Genomic DNA, 20,750 nt, shown 5'->3' with positions numbered 1-20,750 from the left:
TCATGGATATGCGCAAAAGCGGTCTGGTCAGCAGCAGCGATTCGGGTTCGTATTCCGACCTCAATCGTCTGAACCAGCTCAAGGTCGGTGACAAGAACAGCGACGAAAACATGCGCAGGGTTGCGCAGGAATTCGAATCGCTGTTCCTTGGCGAGATGCTCAAGTCGATGCGCTCGGCCACCGATGCGCTCGGCCAGGACAACCCGCTGAACACGCCCGCCGCCAAGCAGTATCAGGAAATGTACGACCAGCAACTGGCGGTTTCCATGTCCCGCGAGGGCGGTGGTATCGGCCTGGCCGACGTGCTGATCCGGCAGATGTCGAAGAACAAACCGATGGCCCCGGGCGAAGCGGCTGCGGCGTCCGCCGCCAAGCAGCAGGAAGCGCTGGCCAAGGCGGCTGCGGTGCCGACGCCGATTGCCGCCGGCACCGTTGCTACCAACGGTCCGTTGTCACGGCTCAATGGCGAGCGGCCGCTGTGGGCGTCGCGTTCGGTGAATGCGCCGAACGCCGATATTTCTCACCGCAACGACATGCAATTGATCAATCAGCGTCGCCTGGCTCTGCCGCCGAAACTGGCTGATCGCTTGCTCGCCGGGCTGGTGCCATCCGCGCCGGCAACTGCAGCTACGGCAGCAGCGACGACCAACGCCTTGCCACAACGTGCCGCAACCCCGGCGATCGGTGGTTCCGGCCCGCTGTACAACGGCGACTGGCTGGCCCGCGCCGAAGAACAGAAAGCCGCCGCCGCTGGCGGGCAGATGCAGGTCTACGGTCGCGCCATGGCGCAGATTCCGCTGGCGCCGGCGAAAAAAGCCTTCAGCTCCGCCGACGAATTCGTCAACACCATGCTGCCAATGGCCAAGGAAGCCGCCGACCGGATCGGCGTCGATCCGCGTTATCTGGTGGCCCAGGCGGCGCTGGAAACCGGTTGGGGCAAATCGGTCATGCGCGCCCAGGACGGCAGCAGCAGCCACAACCTGTTCGGCATCAAGGCGAGCAGCAACTGGAAGGGCGATTCGGCCCGGGCGATCACCAGCGAATTCCGCAACGGTGCGATGGTCAAGGAGACGGCCGAGTTCCGTTCCTACGCCTCGTACAAGGACAGCTTCCACGATCTGGTGACGTTGCTGCAGAGCAATAATCGCTATCAAGAAGTGCTGAAGTCGGCCGATAACCCAGAACAGTTTGTACGCGAGTTGCAGAAGGCCGGTTACGCCACCGACCCGAACTACGCCAACAAGATTTCGCAAATTGCCAAGCAGATGAACAGTTTCGAAAACTACGCTGCGGCGGGTGTCTCCACCACGCCTTTATAAGGCACCAGGTAATAAGGTCTGAACCATGAGTTTGCTCAATATCGGGATGTCGGGACTGTCGGCCAGCCAGTCCTCTCTGGCCACGACAGGCAACAACATTGCCAACGTCGACACCGCCGGTTATTCACGTCAGCAAACCGTACAGGGCACCAAGTCGTCGCAGCAGTACGGCACCGTGTTCATCGGCACCGGCACGACCCTGGCCGACGTGCGCCGGGTGTACAACTCGTACCTGGAAAGCCAGTTGCACACGGCGACTTCGCTGGACAGCGAAGCGGCCTCGTACCTGGCCCAGGCCACGCCGCTGGACGCGATGCTGTCCGACACCAACACCGGCCTGACCGGCGTGCTGCAGAAATTCTTCACCTCGCTGCAGGGCGTGTCTACTTCAGCCACCGATGACACCTCGCGCCAATCGGTGCTGACCGGTGCGCAGGCGCTGAGCAGTCGTTTCAACACCATCGCCAAGCAACTGAACGACCAGAACACTACGATCAACGGCAGCTTGGGCGACATGACCGCCCAGGTGAACAAGCTGGCGACTTCGATTGCCAACCTCAACCAGAAGATCGGCGAGATCTCCACCAGTGGTGGCGCGCCGAACGACCTGCTCGACAGCCGTAACGAAGCCGTGCGCCAACTGTCGGTGCTGACCGGCGCCCAAGTGGTTGAGCGCGGCACCAGTTTCGATATCTACGTCGGCAGCGGCCAGCCCTTGGTGATCGGTAACACCACCAACACCCTGAACATGGTTGCCAGCAAAGACGATCCGTCGCGCATGGCCATCCAGATGGACCGCGGTTCGAGCACCATCGACATCACCTCGGTGATCAGCGGTGGCGAAATCGGTGGTCTGCTGACCTATCGCAAGGAAGTCCTCGACCCGTCGCTCAACGAGCTGGGCCGAGTGGCCCTGGTGGTCGCCGATCAGATCAACCGCCAGCAAGCCCAGGGCATCGACAAGAACGGTGACTTCGGCGCGGCGATTTTCAACAACATCAACAGTGCCGCACTGATCAGTCAGCGCAGCATTGCCAAAGATGGCAACAGCGCCGGTTCCGGCAACCTCGATGTGACGATCAAGGACACCGGCAAGCTGACCACCAGCGATTACCAGGTCACGTTCACCAGCGCTACTGACTACACCGTCAAGCGTTCCGACGGCACCGACATGGGCGCGTTCAGCACCACGACCAACCCGCCACCGGTGATCGACGGTTTCACCCTCGCACTCAACGGTGGCGCGTTGAGCGCCGGTGACTCGTTCAAGGTCACGCCGACCCGCAACGCAGCGGCGAGCATCCAGACGGTGCTCAGCGATCCGAAGAAAATCGCCGCCGCAGGTCCTTTGACCGGCGTGGCCAGCGCCAACGGTCTGGGCACTTACACCCAGCCGACGCTCAGCGACAAGATCGACATCTACAACCCGACCGCTCAGGCCGACATGCAGGCCGCGTTGAAGAATTCGACGCCGGTCAAACTGGTGTTTGGCGCGGCCAGCGGCGGCAGCCAGTCGTACAACCTGGTGGACGCCAAAGGCGCGACCATCGGTACCGGCACCATCGTTCCGGGCCAGTCGAACACCCTGAACCTGAAAGTCGGCATCGTCGATGCCAGCGGCAACCCGGTGCTGGATACGACCGTCACGCCGAACGTGCAGAAAACCTTCACCGTGCAAACCACCGTGGGCGGCACGCCGAAATCCGGCGAGACCTTCACCATGAACCTGACCGGTGCGGCGTCTTCGGACAACCGTAACGCGCAGGCACTGGTCGGCCTGCAAACCGCGCAGAGCGTCGACACCGGTTCGGCGAGCAAGGGCATCAGCCTGACTGACGCCTACAACAAATTGGTCACCAATGTCGGTACCAAGACTGCCCAGGGCAAGTCCGACAGCGCTGCGACCAGCGCGATTCTGGACAACGCCAAGGGCGCGCGCGATTCGTTGTCCGGGGTCAACCTGGATGAAGAAACCGGCAACCTGGTCAAATACCAGCAGTACTACACAGCGTCTTCGCAGATCATCAAAGCTGCGCAGGAAACTTTTGCCACGCTGATCAACAGCCTTTAAGGAGTCGTAATTCATGCGCATTTCCACCGCTCAGTATTACGGAACGCAAGCTTCGGACTATCAGCGTAACTTCAACAAGGCCGTTGCCACCGCCAGCGAGGCGAGCAGCCTGCAGCGCATCAACACCGCGGCGGATGATCCGATCGGTGCCGGGCGCTTGCTGCAATTGGGCCAGCAGGCCGCGATGCTTGATCAGTACAAGACCAACGTCGACACCACCAAAAGCGCATTGAACGTGCAGGAGTCCACGCTGGACTCGATCACCACGGCGCTGGCGCGGGCCAAGGAACTGGCCCTGGCTGCCAACAACGGCACGATCACCGACAAGGACCGTCAGGCGTACGCTTCGGAAATGGGCGAGATCCAGCAACAAGTGCTGGGCTTGATGAATGCCAAGGACGCCAACGGCAACTACCTGTTCTCCGGTTCGAAAACCGACACCGCGCCATACTCGAAAAATGCCGACGGCACTTTCAGTTACAACGGCGACCAGACCACCATCAATCTGGGCATTGGCGACGGCATGACTGTCGGCACCAATACCACCGGTTGGGACGCCTTCCAGCAGACCATCAACACCGGTCGCACCAACACCAAAATGACCGCACCGGCTGTGGATGACGGCCGTGTCGTGCTGTCCAACGGCACTGTCGGCTCTGCTGCCGGCTACGACGCCAAATTCAGCGCCGGGCAGCCGTATACCATCGATTTCGTCAGCAGCACTCAGCTGAAGATCACCGACGCGTTAGGCAACGATGTCACTGCCGAAGCCAGCCAGAACGGCCTGATCAGCAACAGCAGCGGCGCCAACCAGACCGTCAGTTTCCGTGGCGTCGACCTCAAGTTGAACGTCAACCTCAAGGCCGGCGACACCAACCCGGACGCAGTCATTGCCGGGCACAGCTTCCAGCTGTCGACCACGCCTGATTCGTTCACTACCACGCGCAGCCCGGGCAATACCTCGACGTCGGTGATCACCGGTTCGACCATCACCGACCAGGCTGCGTATACCGCCGCATTCCCGCAGGGTGGGGCAGTCCTCAAGTTCACCAGCGCGACCGATTTCGATCTGTACGCAGCGCCAGTGACCGCCGACAGCAAGCCGGTATCCTCGGGCACCGTGGTCGGTGGCAACGCGACCGCTGCCGGTGTGACCTTCGCCCTCGGCGGTACACCAGCGACTGGCGATCAGTTCTCGATCCAGCCGAACAATCACCAGACCCAGAACGTGCTCGACACCCTGGGCCAGATGATCACGGCGCTGAACACCCCGGTCGATGGCGATCCGGTTGCCAAGCAGAAACTGCAGGGCGCCATGGAGGCGGGCCTCGGCAACATCGACGCCGCCGCCAATCAGATCGGCACCGCCGTCACCACCATCGGTGCGCGCGGCCAGGCACTGGACATGCAAGCGATCACCAACGACAGCCTGAGCACGGCGAACACCACGACCCAAGGCTCGATCCGCGATTCCGATCCGGCCGAAGTCATGACCCGCCTGACCTTGCAGCAGACCATGCTGCAAGCCTCGCAACTGGCGTTCAGCAAGATCAGCCAGTTGGGTCTGTTCAACAAGATCTGACGGTCAGCGGGCGCGTGAGCGCCCGCTGATCTTGTCCCTCTGTTAATGATTTTTGCGGTACCAAGGGCTCGTTTTTCCGAGCGGGCTCGTACCGCCTGTGAGCCCGCCGTGAATTCACTCCCCCTCGTCAGCATTGCCATTCCTGCGTTCAATCCGCGTTTTTTCGAGCGGACGTTGAACAGTGCCGTCAGCCAGACTTACAGCAATCTCGACATCGTCGTGTGCGATGACAGTCGTGGTGACGAGATCATGGACATCGTCAGGCTGGTCAGGGAGCAAACCGGGGCCCAGGTGCGCTACGTTCGCAACCCGCAGACCCTGGGGCTGGTGGGCAATCTGAAGGTCTGCCTCGAGCAGGCGCGCGGCGAGTTCATCAAATTCCTGTGTGACGATGACCTGCTCTATTCGGCCTGCATCGAACAGCAAGCCCATGAGTTACAGCGCGAAGAAGTCAGTCTGGTGATCGCTCAGCGGCTGCTGTGGGACGCCAACGACATCATTCTGCCGGCCCGTTTGGAAAACACCTCATTGTCGCCGGTGAGCGCTTTGCTCAAAGGCGACGATGTCCTCAGCATTTTCGAAAAATTTCCGGTCAACGTACTCGGCGGCTTCAGCAGTGCAATGTTCCGGCGCGCCGACGTCGCCGAATTGTTACCGGCCCTGACTGAGGACGGAGCGTGTTTCGTCGCGACCCTGGATTTTGCCTTGTATGTCTGCCTGCTTCGGCGCGGCAACATCGTGACGTCCAACACTGTGCTGAGCGCCGAGCGACTTTACCCAGAGCGTTTAAGCGCGCAGCAACCGATGAAGGACGCCGCCGAGGTCGAGCGCGAGTGGCTCTCGCAAATGCTAAAAGTCCGCAGCGGCGAGTCGGCACCGGCACCAGGCTGGGTTCGTTATGTGCAATTGACCAAGGCTGACGAGTCGCCGCGCGTCTGGGAGGAGCTGCCGCTGAGTCGCACTCTGGGTGGCAAGCAGAGCCGTCAGGAACTGGGTGTGGGTTTCGACAGCTTCAGTTTTGGCGAGCTGTACGCGCAGTGGCTGGCGTGTCGGGTACTCACCGAAGCGCAGCGCAAATGGCTCCCGGAAACCCTCGGGGGCTGGCCGCACCAACCCAGGATCGTACCGATCATCATCGACGCGCAGGGCAGTCGCGATGGCCTGGAACGCACCCTTGCTGCGCTCGCAGCCCAGGATTATCCGCCAGAACTGGTACTGGTGCTGTCTACGACGTGCACTGAAGCACAGTTGCAGGAGCGGGTGTTTCACATGCCGTTGCAGGATGACGGCCTGGAGCAGATCAACACGCTGCTGCCGCAACTGGAAGGCGCCGATTGGTTCTATCTGCTGCAACCGGGTGACTGCCCGGTGGCGCCAGCGTTGCTGGTGATGGCCGATCGCATCGCGCATTCGCGGTCGCTGACATGCCTGTATAGTGACGAAGGCAGTCTGCGCGACGGCGAATCGGCGGAGCCGGCGTTCAAACCGGATTTCAACCTTGACCTCATGCGCAGTTATCCATACGTCGGCCGAGCGCTGGCGTTCGAGCGTGAGCGCTTTCTGGCGCTTGGCGGTTTCACCCCGGCGTTCACCGAACTGGCGCCCCACGACGTGCTCTGGCGGATGGTCGAAAGCGACGGCCTGCAGGTCGTAGGGCATATCGCCGAGGTGTTGCTGGAATCGAAATTCGACCTGTCGCAATGGCTGGCGAATCCGGGCGTCGTCAAGCAAAGCCCACGCATTCTCGGAGCGCATCTGCAACGCCTGGGGATCGCTCACGAGATCCGACGGGGCAGCCGTGAATTGCTCAATCGGATTGACTACCGTCACGCCCGGCGGCCCTTGGTCTCGGTGGTCATCGTCAGTCAGGACCAGACGGCAGCCTTGCAACGCTGTGTCGAGACGCTGCTGGAAAAGACCGCCTATAGCGAGTACGAATTGCTCCTGGTCGACAATGGCAGCGCAAGCGCCGAAGCGCTGGCATGGCTGGACGGCATGGCGCAACTGGGCAGCGATCGGATTCGCGTGCTGAAGTACCCGCAGAAGGGTAATGCCGCCGCCGTGCACAACTTTGCCGTGCAGCAGGCGCGCGGTGAGTATGTGTTGATGCTCAATGCCTTTGCCGTGATCACTCAGGCCGACTGGCTCGATGAATTGCTCAATCATGCGCAACGGCCGGAAGTCGGTGTGGTCGGTGCCAAGCTGTTCAGCCCGGATGGCGGTGTGCTGCACGCTGGCCTGATCCTCGGTTTGAGCGGGCCGGTGGGACTGCCATTCTTTGGCCAGCCGATGCAGTCGGAAGGTTATATGTACCGCTTGCAGGCGGTGCATGACTTGAGTGCTGTCGGCGGTGACTGCCTGATGATCCGCAAGTCGGTCTTCGACACCGCTGGTGGCCTTGATGAGCAGGATCTCAAGCAAACGCTTAATGTCGTGGACCTGTGTCTGCGCGTCGGCCGCGACGGTTATCTGGTGGTGATGAACCCGCACGCGGTGCTGGCGCTGGGCTCGCGGCCTGGTACGGCGGCAACGCCGGAAGAAGAAGCGCAGCACGCCGAGGAAAAGGACACGTTTTATCTGCGCTGGTTGCCAGTGGTTGCGCGCGACCCTGCCTACAACGTCAACCTGACGCTGCAGGGTGTCGGCGCCACCAACTTCAGTCTTGAGCCGGGTCTGCGTACCGGCTGGAGTGCCTTCTCCAAGGCGCAATTGCCGAACGTACTGGCGGTTCCGATCAATGCCTCTGCGATCGGCCATTACCGCATGAGTCAGCCGATGATCGAACTGGAGGCGGCCAACCGGGTGGAGGGGCGAGTCTGCTACGGCTTGCCGTCGATCATCGATATCGAGCGGCAGTCGCCCGATGTGATCGTTCTGCAAGGGCGCTACTCTGAGCACGCCATTGATGAAATCCCGCCGCTGAAGAAGTTCTTCAACGCCAGACGGATTTTTGAACTCGACGACTATGTGATCGACGTTCCCCATCGCAATGCGCACATCCGTAACATGCCGAGCAAGCAGGACATGGAGCGCATGGTTCGCCGGGCGATCGGCCTGTGTGATCGCGTGGTCGTTTCGACCGCACCGCTGGCCAACGCGTTGTCGGACATGCATCACGACATACGCGTGGTGCCGAACATGTTGGCCCAGGATTTGTGGGGGCATCTGCGCAGCCAGCGTCGCACCTCGAAGAAACCACGGGTTGGCTGGGGCGGCGGGACCAGTCACCACGGCGATCTGGCGGTGATCGCCGACGTGGTGCGTGAATTGGCCAACGAAGTGGACTGGGTGTTCTTCGGCATGTGCCCGGACGATCTGCTTCCGTACATGCATGAATTCCACGGCGTGATTCCGCTGGACGACTATCCCGCCAAGCTGGCGAGCCTGAATCTTGATCTGGCTTTGGCGCCGCTGGAGTTCCACATCTTCAACGACTGCAAGAGCAACCTGCGGCTGCTCGAGTACGGCGCTTGCGGCTTTCCGGTGGTCTGCACCGATACCGAGGCTTATCGCGGTTATTTGCCTTGCACGAGGGTCAAGACCAACAGCACCGATGAATGGCTGCAAGCGATTCGCATGCACTTGGCCGACCCGGATGCGAGTTATCGCATGGGCGATGAATTGCGTGAGGTGGTGCTGCGTGATTACGTGTTGCGGGGAGATAACTTGCGGTATTGGGAGTATGGGTGGCTGGCGGATTGATGGATTCGCGACCATTTTTTGTCGATTCCATACATTCGTAATTCTTTGGCGTTCGCGGCGATGACAAGTATCGCAATGCGAACCGGTACCGGTTCTTAACAAGGCAAGGAAGAAGTAATGGCAGTTATCAACGGGACAAATGGCGCGGATACGCTGACGGGTACGAGTGGTAATGATGAGATCAACGGATGGGCGGGAAATGACATCCTGATCGGTAGTGCGGGGGCGGACAAGTTGAATGGAGGCGAGGGTGTCGACACGGTCGATTACTCGGCCTCTGCAGCAGGTGTCAACGTCGACATTCGGCCGGGTACTGGTTTAGCCGGTGTTGGCGGCGATGCACAGGGCGATACACTGATCGGCATTGAAAAAGTCATCGGCACAGCATTCAACGATACTTTCACCACCGAAGCTTCTCTCTTTGCTACCTACGACGGCGGCGCTGGCGACGACATCTATTACGTGAACGGTGGCGGCGTAACGGTCATTGAACAGGCCGGCGGCGGCAACGACGAAGTGCGCGTGACCTGGAAAGATCATAAGCTGGCAGCGAACGTCGAACACTTGACCTATACCGGCACAGGTTCGTTTACCGGCTGGGGTAATGCCAGCGACAACATCATCACTGGCGGCAATGGCAATGACATGTTCTATGGCGGTGGCGGCGCTGACCAGTTCATCGGCGGCGCTGGACGTGACACCGCGTCGTACCTCGACAGCACGGTCGCGATGAACATCAACCTGAAAACCGGGATCATCTCGGGGATCGGTGCAGGTGACACGTTCAGCGGCATCGAAGTGATTGCCGGCTCCAAATACAACGATACTTTCGTGGTCGACAGCCGAATCCTGGGGGTCGATGGGGGGGAAGGTGTCGACACGGTCGATTACTCGACGTCTTCTGCCGGCGTGAATGTCGACATCCGTCCGGGCACGGGTCTGGCTGGCGCTGGTGGCGATTCGCAGGGCGTGACTCTGACCGGAATCGAGAAAGTCATCGGCACAGCATTCAACGATACTTTCACCACCGAAGCTTCTCTCTTTGCTACCTACGACGGCGGCGCTGGCGACGACATCTATTACGTGAACGGTGGCGGCGTAACGGTCATTGAACAGGCCGGCGGCGGCAACGACGAAGTGCGCGTGACCTGGAAAGATCATAAGCTGGCAGCGAACGTCGAACACTTGACCTATACCGGCACAGGTTCGTTTACCGGCTGGGGTAATGCCAGCGACAACATCATCACTGGCGGCAATGGCAATGACATGTTCTATGGCGGTGGCGGCGCTGACCAGTTCATCGGCGGCGCTGGACGTGACACCGCGTCGTACCTCGACAGCACGGTCGCGATGAACATCAACCTGAAAACCGGGATCATCTCGGGGATCGGTGCAGGTGACACGTTCAGCGGCATCGAAGTGATTGCCGGCTCCAAATACAACGATACTTTCGTGGTCGACAGCCGAATCCTGGGGGTCGATGGGGGGGAAGGTGTCGACACGGTCGATTACTCGACGTCTTCTGCCGGCGTGAATGTCGACATCCGTCCGGGCACGGGTCTGGCTGGCGCTGGTGGCGATTCGCAGGGCGTGACTCTGACCGGAATCGAGAAAGTCATCGGCACAGCATTCAACGATACTTTCACCACCGAAGCTTCTCTCTTTGCTACCTACGACGGCGGCGCTGGCGACGACATCTATTACGTGAACGGTGGCGGCGTAACGGTCATTGAACAGGCCGGCGGCGGCAACGACGAAGTGCGCGTGACCTGGAAAGATCATAAGCTGGCAGCGAACGTCGAACACTTGACCTATACCGGCACAGGTTCGTTTACCGGCTGGGGTAATGCCAGCGACAACATCATCACTGGCGGCAATGGCAATGACATGTTCTATGGCGGTGGCGGCGCTGACCAGTTCATCGGCGGCGCTGGACGTGACACCGCGTCGTACCTCGACAGCATGGTCGCGATGAACATCAACCTGAAAACCGGGATCATCTCGGGGATCGGTGCAGGTGACACGTTCAGCGGCATCGAAGTGATTGCCGGCTCCAAATACAACGATACTTTCGTGGTCGACAGCCGAATCCTGGGGGTCGATGGGGGGGAAGGTGTCGACACGGTCGATTACTCGACGTCTTCTGCCGGCGTGAATGTCGACATCCGTCCGGGCACGGGTCTGGCTGGCGCTGGTGGCGATTCGCAGGGCGTGACTCTGACCGGAATCGAGAAAGTCATCGGCACAGCATTCAACGATACTTTCACCACCGAAGCTTCTCTCTTTGCTACCTACGACGGCGGCGCTGGCGACGACATCTATTACGTGAACGGTGGCGGCGTAACGGTCATTGAACAGGCCGGCGGCGGCAACGACGAAGTGCGCGTGACCTGGAAAGACCACAGCTTGGCTGCCAACGTCGAACGTCTGACCTATACCGGCACCGGTTCGTTTACCGGCATCGGCAATTCGATCGACAACATCATTACCGGCGGCAACGGCAACGACCTGTTGTATGGCGGTGGCGGTGCCGATCAATTTATCGGTAGCGGCGGCATGGACACTGTGTCGTACGCCGATAGCACGATGGGCGTTCGTATCAACCTGAAAACCGGGACCAATACCGGGATCGCGTTGGGTGACACCTATAACAGTATCGAGGCGATGCGTGGTTCGAATTTCAACGATGTGTTTGTGGGTGGTAATGCCGCCATGGCGCTGGATGGCGGCACCGGTCTCGATCTGGTTAGCTACGAGTCGTCCGAAAGCGGAGTCACCATCGATTTGAAGACTAACGTCAACTCAGGTGATGCTGCTGGTGATACTTTCACAGGGATCGAAATCTTCCAGGGCAGCAATTTTGCCGACAGCTTGTATGGTACTGCCCTGAACGACAACTTCGTCGGCGGCAGTGGGGCCGACGTGATCGATGGTCGCGAGGCAATCGATACCGTCTGGTATCTCGGCAGCGATGCAGCGGTAAACATCAATTTGCAAACTGGCGTTCATCAGGGTGGCGATGCGCAGGGTGATGTACTGATCAATGTCGAGAGCATTATCGGAACCAATTTTAATGACACGCTGACGGGCGACGCCTTAGCCAATGGGCTTGAAGGCGGGCTTGGCAACGACGTGATTGTTGGCGGTGACGGCAACGATGTCATTTATGGCAGCTTCAATACTCAGCTCGGGCCGTTCGCGGTCGATGTTGCAGCCGGCGGGCCGCAAGCAGACATGCTGTACGGCGGCAACGGCAACGACAGGATTATCAGTGCTCCGGATGACGCTGGCACCATCGCTTTTGGTGAGGCTGGTCATGACACGATTTTTGTCGCCAGCGGCACCGCCGTCGGGGGGGAGGGCAATGACGATCTGCTCGGCACGGGAGCGGGTTTCGTCTTGCTCGGTGGCTCGGGAGAGGATGCTATGAGCTTTGGCGCCTTGGGTACTATCGGGCCAATGCTCGCCAGTGGTTTTGCCAATGGCGGAGAGGGTGATGACTTCTATTTCGTCAACACCCGCCTGCTAGTCACTATTCGCGATGACGGCACTAGCACTAACGACAAGCTGATTCTGAAAAATGTCGAGTCTGCCATGTCGCTGCAAATGGCGAGGGTGGGCGATGACCTGATCCTTAATGACTCCGGCAGAACCGATCAAGGAGTCAAGCTGCAGGACTGGTTCGCAGGCCAAAACACAATCGAGTACTTCGAGGCGGCCAACGGCGATGTTCTGCCAATCAATGATGGATTCAATATGTTTGGCTAATTTCGCGACTCGTTGAGTAATTGAATGTAAAGGGATGAATCCGCTGAAGGATTCGTCCCTTTTTTGCTCTGCCGCCCATCCAATACGCAAGCTATCGAGCTGGCGCGTTTCCTGCAAGTCCCCCTTAAATCGCCATAAAACGAGCGCTTGCGGTCATTTCGCCTGCGCCTGAAGCGACTGAAGGTTTAGCCAGAAGGCCCGCAACGCTCAAAAAAGCCATGCGCAGCCCGGTGAAGAACAAGAGGGGAGACGATGAAGGCAGTAATTTTGGCGGGTGGCCTCGGCACGCGCATCAGTGAAGAGTCACACCTCAAGCCCAAGCCGATGATCGAGATCGGCGGCAAGCCAATTCTCTGGCACATCATGAAGCAGTATTCCGCCCATGGAATCCACGACTTCGTCATTTGCCTGGGCTACAAGGGTTACGCGATCAAAGACTTCTTCGCCAATTACTTCCTGCACACCTCCGACGTGACCTTCAACATGCGTGAGAACCGCATGGAGGTGCACCAGAACTACAGCGAGCCGTGGAGCGTCACGCTGGTCGATACCGGCGAAGAAACCATGACCGGTGGCCGCCTCTTGCGCACGGCGCCTTATCTTAAAGACGAGAAAGCCTTTTGCTTCACCTACGGTGACGGCGTCTCGGATATCGATATCGGCGCTCTGATCCGTTTTCATGAAGCGCACGGCAAGCTCGCGACTGTCACGGCTGTGCAGCCTCCTGGCCGTTACGGTGCGTTGCAACGCACAGGCCATCAGGTCATGGGGTTCACCGAGAAGCCGCGAGGTGATGGCGGCTGGATCAATGGCGGTTTCTTCGTGCTGTCACCGCAGGTGCTGCCTTATATCGCTGGCGACGCGACCAGTTGGGAAGCCGAACCGCTGATGCAACTGGCCGCGCTGGAACAATTGCATGCCTTTGAGCATTCAGGCTTCTGGCAGCCCATGGACACCCTGCGCGACAAGAACCATCTCGAAGCGCTGTGGCAGAGCGGGGAGGCCCCATGGAAGCAATGGGCCTGAGTGCGGAGTTCTGGCGCGGCAAACGCGTTCTCGTCACTGGACACACCGGTTTCAAAGGCAGCTGGCTGACCCTGTGGCTGCAAAGCCTCGGCGCGCAAGTCAGCGGTTTTTCGCTGGACCCCTCGACCGAGCCGAGTCTGTTCGAACTGGCGCGGGTCAGCGAGGGCATCAACGACCAGCGCGGTGACTTGCGTGACCTCGGCGCCTTGCTGGAAATCATCGCCGACACCGAGCCGGAGATCGTCCTGCACCTTGCCGCACAGCCATTGGTGCGCGAGGGCTATCGCGATCCGCTCGGAACGTATTCCAGCAACGTCATGGGCACGCTGAATCTGCTTGAAGCGATTCGACAGGTTGGCGGCGTGCGCGCCTGCGTGCTGGTCACCACCGACAAGGTCTACGCCAACAGAGAATGGCTATGGCCGTACCGCGAAGACGAAGCCCTCGGTGGTCATGACCCGTACAGCAGCAGCAAGGCTTGTTGCGAGCTTTTGGCGCAGTCCTATGCCGCATCTTTCTTCCCGGCAGACAAACATGCCGAACACGGTCTGGCCCTGGCCACCGCGCGAGCCGGTAATGTGCTCGGCGGCGGTGACTTTGCCCCGGAGCGGCTGATTCCCGACGTGCTCAAAGCCTGGAGTGCAGACGAGCCGGTGACCCTGCGCTACCCGCAAGCCGTGCGTCCGTGGCAGCACGCGCTGGAGCCGCTGGCGGGTTACCTGCAATTGGCCGCTGGCCTGTATGAGCAAGGTCCTGAGTACGCCGGCGCGTGGAACTTCGGCCCCGGTGAAGCGGACATGTGCAGCGTCGGCGAAGTCGTCGAATTGCTCGCCAGCCGCTGGCCGCAAGCCCGTGGTCTGCGCATCGAGCCTAGTGAACTTCATGAAGCCGGTCTGCTGCGTCTGGACAGCAGCCGCGCGCGGCAGGTGCTTGGCTGGAAGCCGCGCTGGACGCTGGAACAGTGTCTGACGCAAACCCTCGACTGGCATCTGGCATGGCAGCACGGCCATGACATGCGCGTCGTCAGCTTGTACCAATTGAATCTGTACAGAGAGCGTTCATGAGCGATTACACCCTGCAGAAAACGCCACTGGAGGGCCTGTATCTCATTCAGCAGAAAGTCTTCTGCGATGAGCGCGGGCGTTTCGCCCGGTTGTTTTGTCAACGCCGTCTGACCGTCCAGGGTCGTCCTTTCGCAATCCGCCAGATCAATCATTCGCGCACGGTCGGGCAAGGTAGCGTACGCGGTCTGCATTTTCAGAAAGCCGGCTATGCCGAATCCAAGCTGATCACTTGTGTGCGCGGCGCGGTCTGGGATGTGGCGGTCGACCTGCGACCGCAATCGCCAACGTATCTGCAATGGCACGCTCAAGAGTTGCGTGCCGACGATGGCCTCAGTTTTATGATTCCTGCCGGTTTCGCCCACGGCTTCCAGTCACTGACCGATGAATCGGAAGTGCTGTACCTCACCGATGCCGATTACGCACCGGAGCATGAAGCGGGGTTGTCCGCCCTTGATCCGGCACTCGCGATCTCATGGCCGCTGCCCGTCAAGAATTTGTCATCCAAGGATGCCAGTCATCCACTGCTCGACGAGCATTTTCAGGGAGTCGAGCTTTGACGGCGCCCACCACCACTGTGCTGGTCACTGGCGCCACCGGTTTCGTCGGTCGTCACTTGGTCAGCGCTTTGCTTTCCAGAGGCTTCAAGGTGCGTGCGCTTGCGCGCCACCTCGACTCGGCCCGCAGTTTGCCGTGGTTCACGCAAGTAGAATTTGTCGCCTCGGATCTGCACGCGCTCGACCTCGACGTCGAACGTCTGGTTGAAGGCGTCGACGTTATCGCGCACCTGGCCTGGAGCGGCTTGCCAAACTATCAGGCGCTGTTTCATTTCGAACGCAACCTGCCAGCGGATTATGCGTTTCTCAAGCGTGCGGTCGTGGCGGGGGTGAGCCAGGTGCTGGTTACCGGTACCTGTTTTGAATACGGCTTGCAAAGCGGCCCACTGGCCGAGTCGATCTTGCCTCAGCCCTGCACGCCTTACGGCCTGGCCAAGCACACCTTGCGCCTGTTCCTTGAAGCATTGCAGCGAGAGCACGCATTCACCCTGCAATGGGCGCGGTTGTTCTATCTCCATGGCGAAGGGCAGAACGGCAAAAGCCTGTTGGCCAGTCTCGACCGCGCCATCGACGGTGGTGAGGCGCACTTCAACATGTCGCAGGGCGATCAGCTTCGCGATTATCTGGACGTTACTGAGGCCGCTGCACAACTGGCTTCGCTGATCGGCCGGCCCGACGTCGGCGGTGTCACCAATTGTTGTAGCGGACGGCCGATTTCCGTACGCGCGCTGGTTGAACAGCGTGTCCGCGAACGCCAGTCCACGATCAAGCTGAATCTGGGCCATTACGGTTATTCCGCCCATGAGCCCATGGCCTTCTGGGGCGATGCCCAGCGGATCTCGCAACTGAAGGGGCAAGAACATGCTGCATGAACTCTATCGCGCGAACGGACTGCCGGTGTTGCAGAACCGCACGTTTGCCAGCGCCGAAGAGGCACGGGCCTCAGGGGCGGCGGACATTGTTCTGGTCCAGGACAGCCAAAGCGGGCTGATCTTCAACCAGGCCTTCGATGCCGACAAGCTGAGCTATGACGCCGACTATCAGAACGAACAGGCGCACTCGACGCAGTTTCAGGCGCACCTCAACGATGTCGAAGCAATCCTCGCCCGCCACTTCAATGGCCAGACGCTGATCGAAGTCGGCTGCGGCAAAGGCTATTTCCTTGAAATGCTGCGGCACAGGGGCTACGCGATTACCGGGATCGATCCTTCTTATGAGGGGGACAATCCTGATGTGATCAAGGCGCCGTTTACCCGCGAGTTGGGGTTGGCGGCCGATGCCATCGTCCTGCGCCATGTGCTGGAACATATCCAGGACCCGGTAAGCTTCCTCGGTGTGATCGCCGAAGCCAATCAGGGTGGAAAGATCTATATCGAAGTGCCGTGCTTTGACTGGATCGTCGAGCACAATGCCTGGTTCGACGTGTTCTATGAGCACGTCAATTACTTCCGTCTCGCCGACTTGCGCGGCATGTTCGGCACCGTGCTCGAGGCCGGGCATCTGTTCGGTGGCCAATATCTATACATCGTTGCCGATCTCTCGACGCTGCACCGGGCGCCGGTCGAGACGCCGTCGTTGCTGACGCTGTCGGCCACCTTCACCGCCAGTCTTGATCGCGCCGTGCAGATCATTCAATCCGCGCCGGCACAGGGCTCGGCCATCTGGGGCGCTTCGTCCAAGGGCGTGATCTATTCATTGGCCTTGCAGCGCGCCGGCGTGGCGGTAGATCGCGTGGTTGACATCAACCCGGCCAAGCAGGGCCGTCACCTGCCCCTCAGTGGCGTGCGGGTGTCCTCGCCGCAAGAGGCCATGGATGCGCTGCCTGCAGGCGCCCATCTGTTTGTGATGAATTCCAACTACCTCGAAGAAATCAAGCGGATGACTGGCGCACGCTACGTCTATCACGCCGTCGACAGCGCTTCGTTTCAGTGACCCTTGAGATTATTAAGATGACCGAGAACAACCTCCACAAAGCCTTCGAAGCCGAATGCCAACAAGAGATCGCGCGCCAGGGTGAGGACCAGAAAGTGGTAGCGCTGGCCCGGGATTTCTTCAACGAATCGGCCCGCCATAAATACAGCTACCACTTCTCGTGGATGGGCCGTCCGATCATCCAGTTGCCGCAAGACATGATGGCCATGCAGGAGATCATCTGGCAGGTCAAACCGGACCTGGTCATCGAATGCGGCATCGCTCACGGCGGTTCGATCATCTATTACGCCTCGCTGTTGGAGCTGCAGGGCCACGGCGAAGTCCTGGGTATCGACCTCGATATTCGCCCGCACAACCGTGAGGCCATCGAAAGCCACCCGATGGCCAAGCGCATCCAGATGATCGAAGGTTCGAGTATCGACGAGGCGACCGCGCAGAAAGTCCGCGCGGTTGCCGAGGGCAAGAAAGTGATTCTGGTCCTCGATTCCAACCATACCCACGACCATGTACTCGAGGAACTACGCTTGTACGCGCCACTGGTTTCGGTGGGCAGCTACTGCGTGGTGATGGACACCGTGGTTGAAGACATGCCGGCGGACTTTTTCCCTGATCGCCCGTGGGGCCATGGCGATAACCCGAAAACCGCCGTGTGGAAATACCTGGAAGAGAACAAGGATTTTGAAATCGATCGGCAGATGCAGAACAAGCTGCTGATCACCGTGGCGCCGGACGGTTATCTGCGCCGCGTTCGTTAATTCGCAACATTACCCAGCGTTGTTTCGGCGAGTCGCCGGTTGTGGAGAGAAGTTATGCAAGGCAAGTACCATTCTGAATTACCGCTCGACGAGCTGTTGACCGTGGTGCTGATTACGCACAATCGGCCGGCGTACTTGCGCCGGGCGGTCAAGTACTACAGCAACTTGCCCTGCAGGATCATGGTGTTGGACTCTACGCCAGAGCGGCCTGAGGGCGATTTCTCCTTTGTCGATTATCACCACGTTCCGCAATTCGCTTACTGGGGCATGCAGGCGAAGCTGGCTTATGGCGTTGAGCAATTGACCACGCCATACATGATGCTGGCGGCTGATGACGATTTCATCGTGTTCGATTCGCTCTACGAGTCTGTCGGCTTTCTTCAGGCCAACCGTGACTATGGCATGTGCCATGGCTATTGCTTGATGTACCTGCCGACGGCCGATGGCGTGAATTACTACCGACGCGACAAAAAAGTCCAGGAAGACTATGCGTCCGACCGGGCGCAGGATCGCGTGATGGACTACATGAGGCAGTACATTCCGCCGTTCTACGCGGTGACCCGCACCGACCTGATGAAAACCTGGCACTCCTCGTTGCCTCAGGACACCAGTTTTCAGTGGCAGGAAATCGGTCACGTGTATTTCCTGCTGGCCAGCGCCAAGGCGAGGATCCTGCCGATTCCGTATGTGGTACGTGAAATCAACTACGGCGTTTCCGAGCACAATACGTATGTGTCTCACTCGCTGACCTATCTCGATACCAAGTCGGTCGCGGAACGTGAAGCGTTTGCCGATTTTCTCAGTTCGTTACCCACCGATATCGATGGTCTCGACGCCCGGCAGGTCAAGGAATTCGTTCTGGAAAGCTTTGCGGCTATGGCTGATAGCCTGACTGTAGGCCGGGCGCTGACGGCCGAGCTGATTTTCGAGTCAATCTGGCATCAGCAATCGAGAAGGCCGAATCGCCGTTTCGGTCCTTTGCAATACGTCGAAATGCCGTTTTACAACCAAGCGTTTTTTGATTGTCTGGAACAGTTCGAATTCATGCTGCACGCCCTGCCGGCCGGTTGTTTTCAGTTGGAAGGGCTGGAAGGTGTGTGGACGCGTCAGGCGCACTTGTTGCAAGCGCGCAATAACGATACGCCGGAGAGCGTAGTTGATCGGTTGTGGCAAGCCCATGATCTGAATGCGTTCAACCTGACTGTGGCCAGACGGTTGGCGGCGCAACTTGAGCGTGGCGATGACCAGTCAACCGCGCAAGCCATGGGCGAGTGGATCGCCCGCCTTGAGTCCTTGACGCTCGACGATCATCAAGCTGTTTTCAACCAGATGAAATCCGGCCGCCTGCTGCAATGGCTGGCTGCCCGCGCGCCGGCGATCGGGCAGTTGCAGTCGATCGGCGAGCATCGGACGACAGACGGCGGCGGCCCGCAATTCGGTATCTTCCTGCTTGATCTGGACAACGACATCGACAAGTTGCAGGTATCGCTCGACAGCTTGCTGGAAGGCCATTGCAAAGCGTTCAAGATTGTCGTGTTCACCACCGGCGAACCACCAACAGCGACCACCGTGCATAACACTCTGCACTTTGTCCGTGTCACGCCCGGCAATCTCGTCGACAAACTCAACCAGAGCGCTCAGCAGTCGCCAACCGACTGGTTGATGCTGGCTCAGGCCGGTGATGAGTTCACCGCCAGCGGCCTGTTGCGCGCCAGCCTTGAACTGATGGGCGCCGACGGTGTGCGTGCTGTCGCTACCGATGAAATCCAGCGCAAGGAAAACGGTGCACTGGTCGACGTGTTCCGCCCCGGTTTCAATCTTGATCTGCTGCAAAGCGTGCCGTCGCTGATGGCGCGGCATTGGTTGATCCGTCGTCAGGTGCTGCTTGACGCTGGCGGTTATCAGGCCGACTTCAGCAAGGCGCTGGAATTCGATCTGTTGCTGCGCATCATCGAACAGGGCGGACTTGACGGTCTCGCGCATCTCGACGAGCCACTGCTTATCACCGAGCAGGCGCCTCTGGAAGAAAACGCCCACGAGCGTCAGGCGTTGCTGCGTCACTTGGGCAATCGCGGCTACAAGGCCAAAGTCACTTCGGCGGCGCCGGGCACCTGGCAGATCGATTATCGCCACACTGAGCAGCCACTGGTTTCGATCATTGTGCCGGTTATCGATGATTTGCCGGCACTGCGCCGCTGCCTGGAGGGCGTGCTGCTCAAAACCCGTTACAGCCGCTACGAAGTGCTGCTGGCAGCCAACGGCAAGCAGTCGGCAGCGGTCAACGATTGGCTGGGAACGCTGCGCCACGCCAAGGTCAACGTGTTGCGTGCCGACCAGCCGCTGAGCGAAGTCGCGTTGTACAACGCCGCCAGCGAGCAGGCGCAGGGTGAATACCTGGTGCTGCTGGCCGCCGACAGCGAAGTGGTCAATCCGAACTGGATCGATTCGCTGCTCAACCATGCCCAGCGTCCTGAAGTCGGCATCGTTGGCGCCAAACTCGTCGATCGCGATGGCAAAGTCGCCAATGCCGGTCTGATTCTTGGTCTGAACGAAGGCGTGGGTTCGCCTTTCATCGGCGAGCAACACAAGGCCGAGGGCTACATGCAGCGGCTGGTTGTCGAGCAGAATTATTCGGCCGTCTCCAGGGTATGCCTGATGGTTGGCAAAGAGCTGTTCAATGCCGTTGGCGGCCTCGACGAAGCGACCTTCGCTGACGGCTATGCCGATGTCGATCTGTGCCTGAAGGCCGGTCAGGCCGGTTACCTCACCGTCTGGACGCCACTGGTGCAGGTGCTGCACACCGGCGAGCTGCCACAGGCGCCAGCGGCATTGGCGGCATTGCGTGAAAAATGGCCCGACGCCTTTGCCCAGGATCCGGCGTACAACGCCAACCTGGCTCTCACCGGCAAAGGTTTTACCCTGGGCGAAAGTGCCCCGATCAACTGGGCACAGTTGCTCGCTTAAGCTCGCCGGACAG

General features: G+C 59.7%; 12 protein-coding genes. All 12 read left to right on the top strand.

The features are described from left to right. The first annotated feature begins 2 nt into the window (after positions 1–2). Positions 3–1,319 (top strand): flagellar assembly peptidoglycan hydrolase FlgJ, encoded by a 1,317-nt coding sequence (gene flgJ / locus J3P75_RS20225; protein ID WP_434707942.1) that lies wholly within the window; start codon positions 3–5, stop codon positions 1,317–1,319. 25 nt (positions 1,320–1,344) lie between these two features. Then, positions 1,345–3,390, top strand: a complete 2,046-nt coding sequence (gene flgK, locus J3P75_RS20220) for a flagellar hook-associated protein FlgK (RefSeq protein ID WP_434707940.1) — start codon at positions 1,345–1,347, stop codon at positions 3,388–3,390. Positions 3,391–3,403: 13 nt separating this feature from the next. Further along, entirely contained in the window at positions 3,404–4,972 is a 1,569-nt protein-coding gene (locus J3P75_RS20215; RefSeq protein WP_434707939.1) for a flagellar hook-associated protein 3, read from the top strand. Positions 4,973–5,080: 108 nt separating this feature from the next. Further along, on the top strand, positions 5,081–8,674 hold the full coding sequence (locus tag J3P75_RS20210; protein ID WP_434707938.1) for a glycosyltransferase: 3,594 nt from the start codon (positions 5,081–5,083) through the stop codon (positions 8,672–8,674). Between the two features lie 117 nt (positions 8,675–8,791). Further along, entirely contained in the window at positions 8,792–12,442 is a 3,651-nt protein-coding gene (locus J3P75_RS20205) for a beta strand repeat-containing protein (RefSeq protein ID WP_434707937.1), read from the top strand. A gap of 252 nt (positions 12,443–12,694) precedes the next feature. Next, complete coding sequence (rfbF, locus tag J3P75_RS20200; RefSeq protein WP_434707936.1) at positions 12,695–13,468, top strand: glucose-1-phosphate cytidylyltransferase; 774 nt, start codon at positions 12,695–12,697, stop codon at positions 13,466–13,468. Further along, complete coding sequence (gene rfbG, locus J3P75_RS20195) at positions 13,450–14,532, top strand: CDP-glucose 4,6-dehydratase (RefSeq protein ID WP_434707935.1); 1,083 nt, start codon at positions 13,450–13,452, stop codon at positions 14,530–14,532. The genes rfbF and rfbG overlap by 19 nt, the downstream gene beginning before the upstream one ends. Beyond that, positions 14,529–15,089 carry a dTDP-4-dehydrorhamnose 3,5-epimerase gene (gene rfbC / locus J3P75_RS20190; RefSeq protein WP_434707934.1) on the top strand — a complete coding sequence of 187 codons (561 nt, stop codon included), beginning with the start codon at positions 14,529–14,531 and terminating at the stop codon, positions 15,087–15,089. The genes rfbG and rfbC overlap by 4 nt, the downstream gene beginning before the upstream one ends. After that, entirely contained in the window at positions 15,086–15,958 is an 873-nt protein-coding gene (locus J3P75_RS20185; RefSeq protein WP_434707933.1) for an NAD-dependent epimerase/dehydratase family protein, read from the top strand. Before rfbC ends, J3P75_RS20185 begins: the two co-directional genes overlap by 4 nt. Continuing rightward, positions 15,948–17,018 carry a class I SAM-dependent methyltransferase gene (locus J3P75_RS20180; protein WP_434707932.1) on the top strand — a complete coding sequence of 357 codons (1,071 nt, stop codon included), beginning with the start codon at positions 15,948–15,950 and terminating at the stop codon, positions 17,016–17,018. Before J3P75_RS20185 ends, J3P75_RS20180 begins: the two co-directional genes overlap by 11 nt. A gap of 17 nt (positions 17,019–17,035) precedes the next feature. Then, positions 17,036–17,773, top strand: coding sequence for a cephalosporin hydroxylase family protein (locus J3P75_RS20175; RefSeq protein WP_434707931.1), 738 nt, complete (start codon positions 17,036–17,038; stop codon positions 17,771–17,773). Positions 17,774–17,827: 54 nt separating this feature from the next. Further along, positions 17,828–20,737 carry a glycosyltransferase family 2 protein gene (locus J3P75_RS20170; protein ID WP_434707930.1) on the top strand — a complete coding sequence of 970 codons (2,910 nt, stop codon included), beginning with the start codon at positions 17,828–17,830 and terminating at the stop codon, positions 20,735–20,737. Positions 20,738–20,750 lie beyond the last annotated feature (13 nt).

Source organism: Pseudomonas sp. R1-1, assembly GCF_051132135.1.
Lineage (GTDB): Bacteria > Pseudomonadota > Gammaproteobacteria > Pseudomonadales > Pseudomonadaceae > Aquipseudomonas.
This window is presented reverse-complemented; position numbering and strand designations above follow the sequence as displayed.